The organism is Methylobacterium terricola (assembly GCF_006151805.1).
In the GTDB taxonomy this organism is placed as follows: Bacteria; Pseudomonadota; Alphaproteobacteria; order Rhizobiales; family Beijerinckiaceae; genus Methylobacterium; species Methylobacterium terricola.
The window spans coordinates 137,359-150,590 of the sequence record NZ_VDDA01000013.1 but is presented as its reverse complement, the minus strand read 5'-3'; the positions used below and the strand labels follow the sequence as shown (position 1 = coordinate 150,590).

The following is a 13,232-nucleotide window of genomic DNA, read 5'->3' as shown; positions in this document are numbered from 1 at the left end:
GCCGCGGAAGCGGAGCCCGGAATGACGAAGAGCCTATGCAGCAGGCGCGACCACCGCCTGTCTCTCGAAGACGATCGCTTCACAACAAGGAGGCTCCATCGTGCAGACCCTGCGCGTGGCCGTCGATGTCGGCGGCACCTTCACCGACATCTGCATCATGGACGAGGCGACCGGGCTGATCCGGATCGAGAAGACCGCCTCGTCGCGCGATCCGATCGACGGCATCCTGGCCGGCGTCGACAAGGCCGGCATCGACCTGACCCGGGTGGCCCTGTTCTCGCACGGCACCACGGTGGCGACCAACGCCCTCATCACCCGGCGCCTGCCGCGCACCGCCATGGTCTGCACCGCGGGCTTTCGCGACGTGATCGAGATCCGGCGCGCCAACAAGGAAGACCTTTGGGACACCTACAAGGACGTGGTGCGCCCCTACGTGCCCCGGCGCGACCGCCTCACCGTGCCGGAGCGGATCGACGCGCAAGGCACCGTCGTCACCCCCCTCGACGAGGCGGAGGCGCGCCGGGTCGCCCGGATCCTGCGGCGGCGCGAGGTCGCGGCGGTCGCGGTCTGCTTCATGAACGCCTACGTCAACGGCGCCAACGAGCGCCGGATGAAGGCAATCCTGGAGGAGGAGCTGCCCGGGGTGCCGGTCTCGATCTCGTCGGGCGTGCTGCCGGAGATCTTCGAGCACGAGCGCTTCTCGACCACCGTGGTCAACGCCGCCTTGAGCCCGGTCGTGGTTGACTACACCACCCGCCTCGGCGAGCGCCTGCGGGACGGCGGCTATGACCGCGACCTCTTGCTGCTGCACACCGGCGGCGGGGTGATGACGCCGGGCAGCGTCAAGGATTTCGCGGCGCGGCTCGCCGGTTCGGGCATCGCGGCCGGGGCCATCGCCAGCCGCCACATCGCCGGCCTGTGCGGCTATCAGAACTCCATCGGCCTCGACATGGGCGGCACCTCGACCGACGTGTCGCTGGCCTATGAGGGCCAGTCGCGGGTGACCAAGGACTGGCACATCGAGTTCGGCTACCCGATCCGCTTCGCCTCGATCGAGGTCCTGACCATCGGGGCCGGCGGCGGCTCCCTCGCCTGGACCGACGAGGCGGGGTCCCTGCGCAACGGGCCGCAATCGGCCGGCGCCTATCCGGGCCCGGCCTGCTACGGCAACGGCAACCGCCAGCCGACCAACAGCGACGCCAACGTGGTGCTCGGCCGCCTCGGCACCAGCCTCGCCGGCGGCAAGATCACCCTGGATCAGGGGCTGGCGGCGGATGCCGTGCGCGAGGGCGTGGCCGAGCCCTTCGGCCTCTCCGTGCCGGAGGCCGCCGACGCGATCCTGCGGGTCGCCAACGCCAACATGTCGGACGCGGTGCGGCTGATCTCGATCAGCCGCGGCTACGACCCGCGCGACTTCGCCCTGGTGGCCTTCGGCGGCGCGGGCGCGCTGCACGGGGTCGACATCGCCCGCGAGCTGGCGATCCCGGTGGTGATCGTGCCGCCCAATCCCGGCGTCACCTCGGCGCTCGGCTGCCTCCTCGTCGACATCCAGCACGACTTCTCGGAGAGCTACCTCGTCGGCGCCGCCGAGGCCGATCCGGCCGCGATCGAGGCCGAGTTCGGCCGCCTCGAGGCGGAGGCGCTCGCCCGCCTCGCCCACGAGGGCGTGGCCGAGGCCGACATCGTGCTCCAGCGCAGCATCGACATGATGTACCAGGGCCAGTGGCGCTCGCTCGCGGTGCCGGCGCCGCGGCCGATCGGGGCGGTCGCCGACCTCACCGAGGCGTTCCACCGCCACCACGAGCGCGAATACAATTTCCGCCGCGACGACGCGCCGGTCGGCTTCTTCCGCCTCAACCTCAAGGCGGTCGGAATGGTGCCAAAGGCGGCGCTCGCCACCCACGAGCCCACGGGCGCGACACCCGACCCGGTGAGCCGCCGGCCGGTCTGGTTCGAGGGCGCCGCCCACGACACCCCCGTCTACGACCGCGCGACGCTGCCGGCGGGCTTCCGCCTCGCCGGCCCGGCGGTGGTCGAGCAGGTCGATTCCACCGTGCTGGTCCCGCCCGGCACCCGCGCGGAGGTCGATCGCTACCTGAACATCCTGATCCGGGTGAAGGAGTGAGCGCCATGGCCGAGACCCTCGACCCCGTCACCTTCGAGGTGCTGAAGAACGCCTTCATCACCAGCGTCGACCAGATGGCCGAGCAGATCCTGCGGACCTGCTACTCCTTCGTGATCTACAACCGCGACTTCTCGAGTGCGCTGCACGACGCGAGCGGCCACTCGGCGGCGCAAGGCAACCAGGACATCGCGGTCCATGTCGGCACCCTGCACTTCACCTGCCAGGACGTGATGCGGGCGTTCGCCGGCGACATGCATCCGGGCGACGTCTACGCCATCAACGATCCTTACGCGGGCGGCACCCATTTCTCCGACGTGCGGCTGATCCGGCCGATCTTCGCCGACGGCAAGATCATCGCCTTCAGCCAGTCCAACGGGCACTGGTCCGACGTCGGCGGCAGCGTGCCGGGCTCGTTCGACGTCACCGCCCGCGACATGTTCCGCGAGGGCCTGCGCATCACCCCGGTGCGGCTGTTCTCGAAGGGCCGGTTCTGCGCCGACGTCGCCTGCCTGATCGCCGCCAACACCCGCGACCCGGCCTCGATCATCGGCGACATCCAGGCCCAGGCCGAGGCGACCCAGGTCTGCGAGCGCGAGATCCTGCGCCTCGTCGCCAAATACGGCCGCGACACCGTCGAGACCGGGCTCGCCGCGGTGCAGGATTACGTCGAGCGCGCGGTGCGCCAGCGCCTCGCGGCGTTGCCCGACGGCGAGTGGGAGACGGTGGACTACATCGACCGCGACCCGAGCGGGCCGGAGGGCATGATCCCGATCCGGATCAAGATGACGATCCGGGGCGACTCGGTCACCTACGACTTCACCGGCAGCCACCCGACCATCGGGTCGATCTACAACTCGGCCTTCGGCGCCACCTTCTCGGCGGTGGCGGCGGGCATGAAGACCTTCTTCCCCGACCTGCCGCTCAACAGCGGCTTCTACCGTGCCTTCTCGATCGTCGCGCCGGAGGGCTCGATCGTCGATGCCAAGTGGCCGGTCGCCGTCACCGGCTACCTGATGCCCTTCGAGAAGATCATGAACGCGATCTACGAGATGTGGTCGCGGATCATGCCCGAGCGGGCGATCGCCTGCGCGTTCAACCTCGAATACCTGCTCACCGGCGGCCGCGACGGGCGCCGGGCCGACAAGCCGATCTACATGTTCTACGACTGGCTGCCCGGCGGCTGGGGCGGCCGCAACGGCCGGGACGGCTGCAACGTCACCACCGCCTGCTTCGGCACCGGCCTGATGTCGCAGCCGGTCGAGGGCCAGGAGCGGGCGAACCCGATCCTGACCACGGAATACGAGATCCTGACCGATTCCCCCGGGCCCGGGCGCTGGCGCGGCGGCGCCGGGGTGCGCAAGACCTCGGTGATGCTGGAGGCCGAGGGCAGCGTCATCTCCTACATCTGCGACCGCGAGCGCGCGGTGGTCTGGGGCATCGAGGGCGGCCTGCCCTCCATGCCGCACGGACTCTCCCTCACCCGGGCGGGGCAGGCGGAGGAATGGCTCGGCTCGGTCTTCTCCGACGTGCCGATCGGCCCCGGCGACGTCTTCAGCCGCCCGACCGCCGGCGGCGGCGGCTTCGGCGATCCGCTGGAGCGCGATCCCGCCATGGTCGTCGAGGATGTGGCCGACGACTACGTCTCGGTCGCCCGCGCCGCCAAGGATTACGGCGTGGTGATCCGGGTGATCGATGCCGAACTGTGCCGCTACGAGGCCGATGCAGCGGCGACCGAGGCTCTGCGGGCCGAGATCCGCGCGCAGCGCCGGGGCTGGCTCGCCACCGATCCCGAGCACGTGGCCGAGGAGTACCGGGCCGGGCGCCTCGACACCCTCGACGTCGTGCGCCGCTACGGCGTGCTCCTCGACTGGGACAAGGGCACCCTGCTGCCGCGCTCGACCGCGCAGTTCCGCGAGCAATTCGCCAAGCGCTCGGCCGCCGCGTGGCGCGACGCCTGACGAGCCGGCGGCGCCTGCCTATCCGTTGCGCAGGCGTCGCTCAACATTCCCACAGATCATCCCGTTGACAGGTTTTGGTAAGTATTTAAACTGTCCACTGTCTGCAATTGATGTATTCAAATGCAGATCTCTGGTTTTCGATCCGCCCCGGTGTCGCGCCACCCGCAGGAGAAGACCGCCATGCTGCGAACGCCGGAGACGCGCGCCGTGCAGAGGCTGATCGATGCGTTGAGCTTGTCCGATCAGGTGCGGCACTACTTGCTGGATGCGCTGACCTCCGGGCGCCTGCGTCCGGGCGACCGCATCAACGAGGCCGAGCTGGCCCGGACCCTCGGCATCAGCCGCAACCCGGTGCGGGAGGCGGTCTCGGGTCTCGCCCAGCGCGGCTTCCTGGTCTCGGCGCCCCGGCGCGGCCACTTCCTGCGCCGGTTCACGCCGCAGGACGTCGACGACGTGTTCTCGTTCCGGATCTGCGTCGAATCCTTCGCGATCCGCCAGGCCCTGCCGCGGATGCGGCAGCCCGACCACGACGACCTCGCGCGCCTCGTCGACCGCATGGCGGCGGCGGCCCGGGCGGGGCGCCTCGCCGAATTGCACCAGGCCGACATGGCCCTGCACCGGCGGATCTGCGAATTGTCGGGCAATCGCCAGACCCTGCGGGCGCATGAGGGCATCGACACCGAGGTGCAGATGCTCATCGCCTATGTCGATCTCGAGCGCGAGCCGCCCCTGCAATCGGCGCTCGCCCACCAGCCGATCGTCGAGGCGCTGGCCTCCGGCGACGTCGAGCGCTCGGTCGCGGCGATGCAGCACCACCTCGAGACGACCTGGGCCTTCGTCCACCGGATGTACGGCCGGACCGGCCGCGGCGAGCCGCTGGTGAGCGCCGAGGATGCACCCCATCCCACGCGGAGGACCCGCGGATGAAGTTCGCGCCGAACCGGCTCTACGTCGAGAGCTACGCCAAATGCCCGAATTGCGGCATCCTGCTCTATGAGAACCCGGCCAACGAAGCGCCGGACACGGTCCGGGCGAACGGCCGGATCTACTGCTCCGCCTGGTGCGTGACCTGGGAGGCGGAGCGGGAGAAGCGGCGGCGGGAGGCGGGCGAGCCTGGGGCGCAGTGAACTATTTGTCGTTCAATTGCAGACGAAAAATCAGAATAAGACACATATAAATCGAATCATATCCCGATCTTTCGACTCGAGGCTCGCCTCCCCTTTCCCGTCTGGGAGAGGGGATCCCGCGCCTTCCTGTCGAGGTCCGGACCCTGCGGAAGCCGGATTGGTTCACCGAAACGCGACATCCCCCGCGGCTCCGAGCTGCGAACGGGCGCGGCTGCCTGGCTCCACCCCGGCGACGCGCGAACAGACCAGAGGCGGCCGGCGCCCGGCCTTCAGGAGAACCAACGATGACGGCAAAGCGGATCATCGGCGCGGTGCTGGCCACGGCCCTCGCCCTCGGGGCACGGCCGGCGGCGGCGGCCGACGGCATCACCATCGGGCTCGCGGTGGCCTTCTCCGGCTGGATGGAGGCCTATGACGGCGAGGCCGCCAAGATGGCCCAGCTCTGGATCGAGCAGACGAACCAGAAGGGCGGCCTCCTCGGCAAGCCGATCAAGGTCGTCACCGCCGACACCAAGACCGACCGGGTCGAGGGCGCCAAGGTCGGCAAGCAGCTGATCGACCAGGGCGCCAACCTGCTCCTGGTCTCGGCCGATTACGATTACGGCGCCCCAGCCGCGCTCCAGGCCCAGAAGGCCGGGGTGGTCTCGGTCTTCATGGGCGCCTCGGACCCGAAGGCCGGCGTGATCGGCGTCGGGCCGTATTCCTTCACCGCCAACAATGCCGGCCAGCTCGAAGGCGCCGTGATGGCCAGCTGGGGCTACGCCAAGAAGGGCGTGCGCAAGGGCTACATGCTGGTTGACGAGACCATCGAGTACAACAAGTCGGTCTGCGCCGGCTACGAGTGGAACTTCCCCACCGTCGGCGGCAAGGTCGTCGGCCAGGACACCTTCAAGGGTCTCGATCCGACCATCAACTCGCAGATCACCCGCCTCAACGACGCGATCCGGACCGGCGGCGTCGACCACGTGATGCTGTGCTCGACCAATCCGGGCGCGGCGAGCGCGGTGCGCCAGCTGCGCGCCGCCGGGGTCGCCCTGCCGGTGTTCAGCGCCACCGCGATGGACGGCACCTACTGGCTCAACTCGACGCCGGGCCTGAAGGACTTCTACCTGCCGGTTCAGGCGCTCACGGTCGACGATCCGCGGCCTCCGGTGAACGCACTCACCGCCGCCTATGCCAAGAAGTACGGCAAGCCGCCGACGACCCAGTACGCCTACCCGATCTACGCCTTCCTCGAGTTGTGGGCGAAGGCGGTGACCGGCACCGGCACCACCGACGCCGCCAAGGTGGTGGCCGAGCTGAACAAGGACGACAACGCCCCGACCATCCTCGGCCCGCGCACCTTCACGCCGAAGCTCCATATCCAGACCCGGATGCCGATGATCGTCGTCTCCTACGCCGACGGCAAGGAGAGCCCGCTCGAGGAATGGACCATCAAGGACACCATTCCGGACGCCGTCCTCTATCGGCTGAAGAAGTAGCCGGCTCCTCCGACCCAGGGGTGGTCCTCCCATGCAGCACGCTTACGCCGAACCGGCGGCCCGGGGCGTCGACCGCTCCCTGACCAACGCCTCGGACCTGTCCGCCGAAGGGCTCGCGGTGCGCTTCCAGGGGCTGGCGGCGATCTCGGGCGTCAGCCTAACGCTGCACCGCCACGAGGTGTTCGGGCTGATCGGCCCGAACGGCGCCGGCAAGACCACCCTGGTCAACTGCCTCACCGGCTTCCAGCGCCCGACCGAGGGGAGGGTGGTTCTGGGCGAGGCCGACACCGCGGGCTGGAGCGCGGCGGAATTCCGCGCCCGCGGCGTCGCCCGCACCTTCCAGGCCGGCCGGCTCTTCCGCGACATGAGCGTGATCGAGAACGTCGAGGTCACGGGGGCGGGCCTCGGCCTGTCCCTGCGCGCCGCCCGCGAGCACGCCCGGGCGATGCTCGACTGGATCGGCCTCGCCGACAAGGCGGCGCTCACGGCCGGCGCGCTCGCCTATACCGACCAGCGTCGCCTCGGCATCGCCCGCGCGCTGATCCTGTCGCCGGCCTTCGTGCTCCTCGACGAGCCGGCCGCCGGCATGTCGGACGCCGAGTGCGAGGAGCTGATGGCGCTCGTCGCCTCGATTCCCTCGACCTTCACCTGCGGCGTGCTGCTGATCGAGCACAACATGCGGGTGGTGATGGGCATCAGCCACCGCATCCACGTCCTCGACGGCGGCCGTACCCTGGCGGAGGGCACGCCCGACGAGATCCAGCGTCACGAAGCGGTGATGGCCGCCTATCTCGGCATGGAGGCCTGAGGATGCCGCCGCTCCTCTGCGTCGAGAACATCCACGTCCGCTACGGCGACCTCGTGGCGCTCCGCGGCGTCTCCCTCACCGTGGCCGAGGGCGAGGTCGTCTGCATCATCGGGCCGAACGGCGCCGGCAAGTCGACGACGATGGCCGCCATCGCCGGCGGAGTGGTCCCGCATGCCGGCGACGTCCGGCTCGACGGCGCCAGCATCCGGGGCGAGCGGCCCGAAAAGATCGCCCGGCTCGGCGTCTCGCTGGTGCCGGAGGGGCGCCACATCTTCGGCACTCTGACGGTAGACGAGAACCTCGCCATCGGCGGCCATCTGCGCGGCGACCGCGCCGCGGCGCGGGCCGACCGCGACCGCATCCTGTCGCTGCTACCCCGCCTCGGCGAGCGGCTGCACAGCCCGGCCGGGCGGCTCTCGGGGGGCGAGCAGCAGATGCTGGCGGTGGCCCGCGCGGTGATGACCCGGCCGCGCCTGCTCCTCGTCGACGAGCCGTCGCTCGGGCTGGCGCCGAAGATCATCGACCAGATCTACGAGATCCTGCTCGACCTGCGCCGCCAGGCCTCCCTCACCCTGCTCATCAACGAGCAGAGCTCCACCCGCATCCTGAAGCACGCCGACCGCATCTCGGTCCTGCGCGGCGGGCGCATCCAGCTCGAAGGCCGGGCCGCCGACCTCAAGGACGGCGAGGCGATCCGGCAGGCGTATTTCGGCTTCGGCGAGCGGGCGGCCCAACCGGCGGAGGCGAGCGCGTGATCCCGTTCCTGCAGAACCTCATCGACGCGATCAGCCTCGGCAGCATCTACGCCCTGGTGGCGCTCGGCATCGGGCTGCTGTTCGGCATCCTGCGGCTCATCAACTTCGCCCACGGCGACTTCATCACGGTCGGCGCCTACGCGCTGATCGTGCCCTCCGCCGACGTGACCGCGCGCCTCCTCATCGGTGCCTGGCCCTGGCCGGTGATGATCCCGACGATCTGCCTCATCGTGATCGTGGCGGCGCTCCTCACCGACGCCCTGGTGTTCCGCCCCTTGCGCCGCGCCTCCTCGCCGACGCTGATGATCGCCTCGTTCGCGGTCAGCTACATCATCCAGAACGGCGTGCTGGTGGCCTACGGCGCGCGACCGAAGGCCGTCGACCTGTGGAGCGGCGCCAACAGCCAAATCCTGATCGGGGAGCTGCGGGTGCCGATGCTCCAGCTCGTCACCCTAGTGGTCACCCTCGCGCTGATGGGCGGCCTGACGCTGTTCCTCAAGAAGACGCCCTACGGCATCCAGATGCGCGCGGCGGCGGAGGATTTCCGCATGGCGCAGTATCTCGGCGTGCGCGGCAACCTGGTGATCGGCCTCGCCTTCGCGATCAGCGGCATCTTGGCCGGCGTGGTCTCGCTGCTGACCACGACGCAATCCGGCTCGCTCAGCCACATGATGGGCGTGCCGCTCGCGCTGTTCGCCTTCGTGGCGGTCGTTGTCGGCGGCATGGGCAGCCTCGTCGGGGCGGTGGTCGGCGGCTTCACCATCGGGCTCATCGTCACGATGCTCCAGGCCTACCTGCCGCCGGACCTGCGCGCCTTTCGCGACGCCTTCGCCTTCGCCTTCGTGATCCTGGTCCTGCTGGTGCGCCCGAGCGGCCTGGTGCCGGCCCGCAGCACGATCGAGCGCGTCTGATGGACATCGCGATGCGCCTCCTCGCCCGCCATCAGACGCCGCTGCTGCTGATCCTAGGCCTCGGGCTGATCGCCGCTTTGAGCCTCGTCGGCGGCGATGCCGTGCAGGTGACCTTGACCGAGATGTTCATCCGGGTCGTCGTCGTCGTCGGCCTGTTCGTCTTCATCGGCAATTCCGGCATCATCTCCTTCGGTCAGGTCGGATTCATGTGCATCGGCGCCTATGCGGCGGCCTGGGCCACCGCCGAGCCGTCGTTCAAGCAGATCATGCTGCAGGGCCTGCCGGCGGTGCTCCAGGAGAACCAGCTGCCGTTCTGGGCCGCGATCCTCGGCGCGATCCTGCTGCCGGCGATCGTCGCGTTCGGGCTCGGGCTGGCGATCATGCGGCTGTCCGGGACGGCGGCCTCGATCGCGACCTTCGCCTTCCTCATCATCGTCAACAGCGTCTACGCCAACTGGGATTCGGTCACCGCCGGCGTCAGCTCGATCGTCGGCATCCCGACGCTGGTCGGCCCCTGGACGGCCTACGCCTTCGCCGGGCTCGCGATCCTGGCGGCCTACGGGTTCCAGGTCTCGCGGGTCGGCCTGATGCTGCGGGCCTCCCGCGACGACGAGGTCGCGGCGCGTGCCTGTGCCGTGAAGGTGGTGCGGATGCGGCTCGTCGCCTTCGTGCTCAGCGCCGCGATCACCGGCATGGGCGGCGGGCTCTACGCCCAGTTCCTCGGCATCCTGACCGTCGACCCGTTCTACCTCAGCCTGTCCTTCATCACGATCGCCATGCTGGTGGTCGGCGGCCAGGCGAGCCTCACCGGCGCGGTCGCCGGGGTCGTCGCGGTGACGGCGGTAGTCGAGCTGCTGCGCCTCCTCGAACGCGGGATCACCGTCGGCGGGACGACCCTGGCCTTGCCCGCCGGCAGCCAGGAGATCGGGCTCGGCCTCGTCATGGCGCTGATCCTGATCTTCCGACCCAACGGCCTCAGCCGCGGGCGCGAGCTCGTCCTGCCCTCGGCGAGGCACGCTCCCACCGCCCCGGCGGGCCTCAGCCCCCGGCCGAAGGCGGCGTCGTGACAGCCCGGAGAACGCCCGTGACCGAACTCCCCTGGACGGCCGGCGCCGCCTATATCGACGGCCGCTTCATGCCGATCGCCGAGGCGGCGATCCCGATCACCGACTGGGGCTACCGTCGCTCCGACGTCACCTACGACGTCGTCGGCGTGCGCGACGGTGCCTTCTTCCGGCTCGACGACCATGTCCGGCGCTTCCGCGCCTCGATGGAGACCTTTCGGCTCAAGCCTCCCGAGGACGACGCGGCGATCGAGCGGGTGCTCCACCGCTGCGTCGCCCTCGCGGGCCTGCGCGACGCCTACGTGGCGATGGACTGCCTGCGCGGCCGCCCGCCCGCCGGGGCGCCCTACCACCCGGCCCATGCCCGCAACTACCTCGCGGCCTTCGCCCTGCCGTGGATCTCCCTGGTGCGGCCGGAGGTGATGGCGCGCGGCGCCCATCTGGTGGTGGCCGAGACCCTGCGCATCCCGACCCGCTCGGTCGATCCGCGGGCGAAGAACTTCCATTGGGCCGACCTGACCCGCGGCCAGTTCGAGGCGCATGACCGCGGCGCCGATTTCTGCGTCCTCCTCGACGAGGACGGCCACGTCACGGAGGGGCCGGGCTTCAACCTGTTCGTCGTCGCCGACGGGCGGCTCGCCACGCCCGATGCGGGCGTGCTCGAAGGCCTGACGCGCCAGTCGGTGATCGAGCTCGCCCGCGAGATGGATCTCGCCGTCGCGGTCCGGCCGGTCACCGTGGCGGAGCTGCGCGACGCCGACGAGATCCTGCTCGTCACCACCGCCGGCGGGATCATGCCGGCCTCGCGCATCGACGGGCGGATCATGAGCAACGACCGGCCCGGCCCGGTCTTCCGGCGCCTGCACGACGCGTTCTGGGAGAAGCGCGGCGCCGGTTGGCACGCGACCCCGGTCGACTACGCCTCGATCCACGCCTGACCACGCACCGCCTGACGACGGGAGGACGCCCCCAATGGCCTATCGGCTCGGCATCGACATCGGCGGCACCTTCACGGATTTCGTCGCCTACGACGAATCGGGCCGGGCGCTGCGAGCCTGGAAGAACCTCTCGACGCCCCAGGATCCGATCCAGGGCATCATGACGGGCCTGCACGCCTTCGGCGACATCCCGGCGATCGGGGCGATCCGGCTCGGCACCACGGTGGCGACGAACGCGCTCCTCGAGGGCAAGGGCGCCCGGGTCGCCTACGTGACGACGCGGGGCTTTCGCGACGTGCCGTTCATCGGCCGCGGCAACCGGCGCCACCATTACGACCTCGCCTGGGTCAAGCCGAAGCCGTTCGTGATGCGGCGCGACGCCCACGAGGTCGACGAGCGGGTCGGCGCCGACGGAGCGGTGCTCCAGCCCCTCGACGAGGCGGCGGTGGCCGACCTCGCCGACCGGCTCGCGGCCGAGGGCACGGTCGAGGCGGTCGCGGTGGTGCTGCTGCATTCCTACCTCGCGCCCGCGCACGAGAGGCGGATCAAGGCGATCTTCGCCGAGCGGCTGCCCGGCCTGCCGGTCTCGATCTCCTACGAGGTGCTGCCGAAGTGGAAGGAGCATTTCCGTGCCTCGACCACGATCTGCGACGCTTTCATCAAGCCGGTGGTCGGGCGCCAGCTCGGGGCGATGCGCCGGCAGCTCGACGAGCAGGGCGTCGCGGCGGGCATCGTGGTGATGCGCTCGAACGGCGGCGAGATGAGCCTCGATGCCGCCGTCGCGCAGCCGATCCAGATCGCCGTCTCGGGGCCGACCGGCGGCGTCATCGCCGCCAAGCGCGTCGCAGCCCATCTCGGACTGCCGAACCTCGTCACCCTCGACATGGGCGGCACCTCGACCGACGTCTCGACGGTGGTGGACGGGCAGGAGAAGTTCACCACCGATTTCGAGATCTCCTGGGGCCGGCCGATCCAGGTCCCGATGATCGACATCCGCACGATCGGCGCCGGCGGCGGCTCGATCGCCCGGATCGATGCCGGGGGCATGCTGGTGGTCGGCCCCGAGAGTGCCGGGGCCGATCCGGGGCCGGCCTGCTACGGCCGTGGCGGCAGCCTGCCCACCGTCACCGACGCCAACGTCGTGCTCGGCCGCATCGGCGCCGCCAACTTCCTCGGCGGCGCCATGGCGCTCGATGCGGAGGCGGCCCGCGCGGCGGTCGCCCCGGTCGGGCAGGCGCTCGGCCTCTCGGTCGAGCAGGCGGCGCTCGCCATCGTGCGGATCGCCAACAACAACATGGTGGGGGCGCTGCACACGGTGCTGACCGAACAGGGCCTCGATCCGCGCGACTTCGTCCTCGTCGCCTTCGGGGGCGCCGGCCCGCCGCATGTCAGCGACCTGATGAGCGAGGCCGCGATCCCCCGCGGCCTCGTGCCGAATTTCCCAGGCCAGTTCTCCGCCTTCGGGTTCACGATGGCGGATGCGCGGGTCGACCGCGCCCGCACGGTGCAGCTCACCTCCCGGGCCTTCGACCGGGCCCGCGCCGCCGCGGCGATGGGCGACCTCGTCGCCGAATGCCGGGCCGAGCTTGCCGCGCAAGGCCATCCGGAGGTCGCGATCCGGCGCAGCGTCGAGATGCGCTATCTCGGCCAGAACTACGAGCTGGAGATCCCGACCGAGGCCGACGCTTTCACCGAGGACGAGGTCGCCGCGTTGCTGGCGACCTTCCACGCCCAGCACGAGGCCCGGTTCGGCTTCCGCCTCGACGACCCGATGGAGATGGTCAACTTCCTCGTCACCGGCACCGCCCGCACCGGCGATCTCGCCTTTCCGTCGATCCCGGAGGCCGACGGCCCGGCCGTGCCGCGCGGGCGCCGCCCGGTCTGGTTCGGCGGCGGCTTTCTCGACACCCCGGTCTATGCCCGCGACGACCTGCGGGCCGGCCACGCCATCACCGGACCGGCGCTGGTCGAGGAGGCGGCCTCGGTCACGGTGCTCGATCCCGGCAAGAGCCTGACCGTCGACCGCACCGGCAACCTCCTGATCACCGCCTGAGCCAGGGAGCCC

At 70.5% G+C, this 13,232-nt stretch carries 11 protein-coding genes; all 11 read left to right on the top strand.

The window, feature by feature from the left end:
• The first annotated feature begins 100 nt into the window (after nt 1-100).
• The 11 genes from FF100_RS23835 to FF100_RS23785 all read left to right on the top strand — a co-directional run bounded on the left by FF100_RS23835 (nt 101) and on the right by FF100_RS23785 (nt 13,220).
• Nucleotides 101-2,125: a hydantoinase/oxoprolinase family protein gene (locus FF100_RS23835; protein WP_139038255.1), complete on the top strand. Its 2,025-nt coding sequence runs from the start codon at nt 101-103 to the stop codon at nt 2,123-2,125.
• A 5-nt stretch (nt 2,126-2,130) separates the two neighbouring features.
• Nucleotides 2,131-4,083, top strand: coding sequence for a hydantoinase B/oxoprolinase family protein (locus FF100_RS23830; protein WP_171070305.1), 1,953 nt, complete (start codon nt 2,131-2,133; stop codon nt 4,081-4,083).
• A 180-nt stretch (nt 4,084-4,263) separates the two neighbouring features.
• Complete coding sequence (locus FF100_RS23825; protein WP_171070304.1) at nt 4,264-5,010, top strand: GntR family transcriptional regulator; 747 nt, start codon at nt 4,264-4,266, stop codon at nt 5,008-5,010.
• On the top strand, nt 5,007-5,210 hold the full coding sequence (locus tag FF100_RS23820) for a hypothetical protein (protein ID WP_139038252.1): 204 nt from the start codon (nt 5,007-5,009) through the stop codon (nt 5,208-5,210). The genes FF100_RS23825 and FF100_RS23820 overlap by 4 nt, the downstream gene beginning before the upstream one ends.
• 284 nt (nt 5,211-5,494) lie before the next feature.
• Nucleotides 5,495-6,691, top strand: a complete 1,197-nt coding sequence (locus FF100_RS23815; protein ID WP_139038251.1) for an ABC transporter substrate-binding protein — start codon at nt 5,495-5,497, stop codon at nt 6,689-6,691.
• Between the two features lie 31 nt (nt 6,692-6,722).
• Nucleotides 6,723-7,499: an ABC transporter ATP-binding protein gene (locus FF100_RS23810; RefSeq protein WP_139038250.1), complete on the top strand. Its 777-nt coding sequence runs from the start codon at nt 6,723-6,725 to the stop codon at nt 7,497-7,499.
• A gap of 2 nt (nt 7,500-7,501) precedes the next feature.
• Nucleotides 7,502-8,254, top strand: a complete 753-nt coding sequence (locus FF100_RS23805; protein WP_139038249.1) for an ABC transporter ATP-binding protein — start codon at nt 7,502-7,504, stop codon at nt 8,252-8,254.
• Complete coding sequence (locus FF100_RS23800) at nt 8,251-9,165, top strand: branched-chain amino acid ABC transporter permease (protein WP_048465254.1); 915 nt, start codon at nt 8,251-8,253, stop codon at nt 9,163-9,165. Before FF100_RS23805 ends, FF100_RS23800 begins: the two co-directional genes overlap by 4 nt.
• Entirely contained in the window at nt 9,165-10,232 is a 1,068-nt protein-coding gene (locus FF100_RS23795; protein ID WP_139038248.1) for a branched-chain amino acid ABC transporter permease, read from the top strand. The genes FF100_RS23800 and FF100_RS23795 overlap by 1 nt, the downstream gene beginning before the upstream one ends.
• 17 nt (nt 10,233-10,249) lie before the next feature.
• On the top strand, nt 10,250-11,167 hold the full coding sequence (locus FF100_RS23790) for an aminotransferase class IV (RefSeq protein ID WP_246102286.1): 918 nt from the start codon (nt 10,250-10,252) through the stop codon (nt 11,165-11,167).
• A 34-nt stretch (nt 11,168-11,201) separates the two neighbouring features.
• Entirely contained in the window at nt 11,202-13,220 is a 2,019-nt protein-coding gene (locus tag FF100_RS23785) for a hydantoinase/oxoprolinase family protein (protein ID WP_139038247.1), read from the top strand.
• Nucleotides 13,221-13,232: the final 12 nt, after the last annotated feature.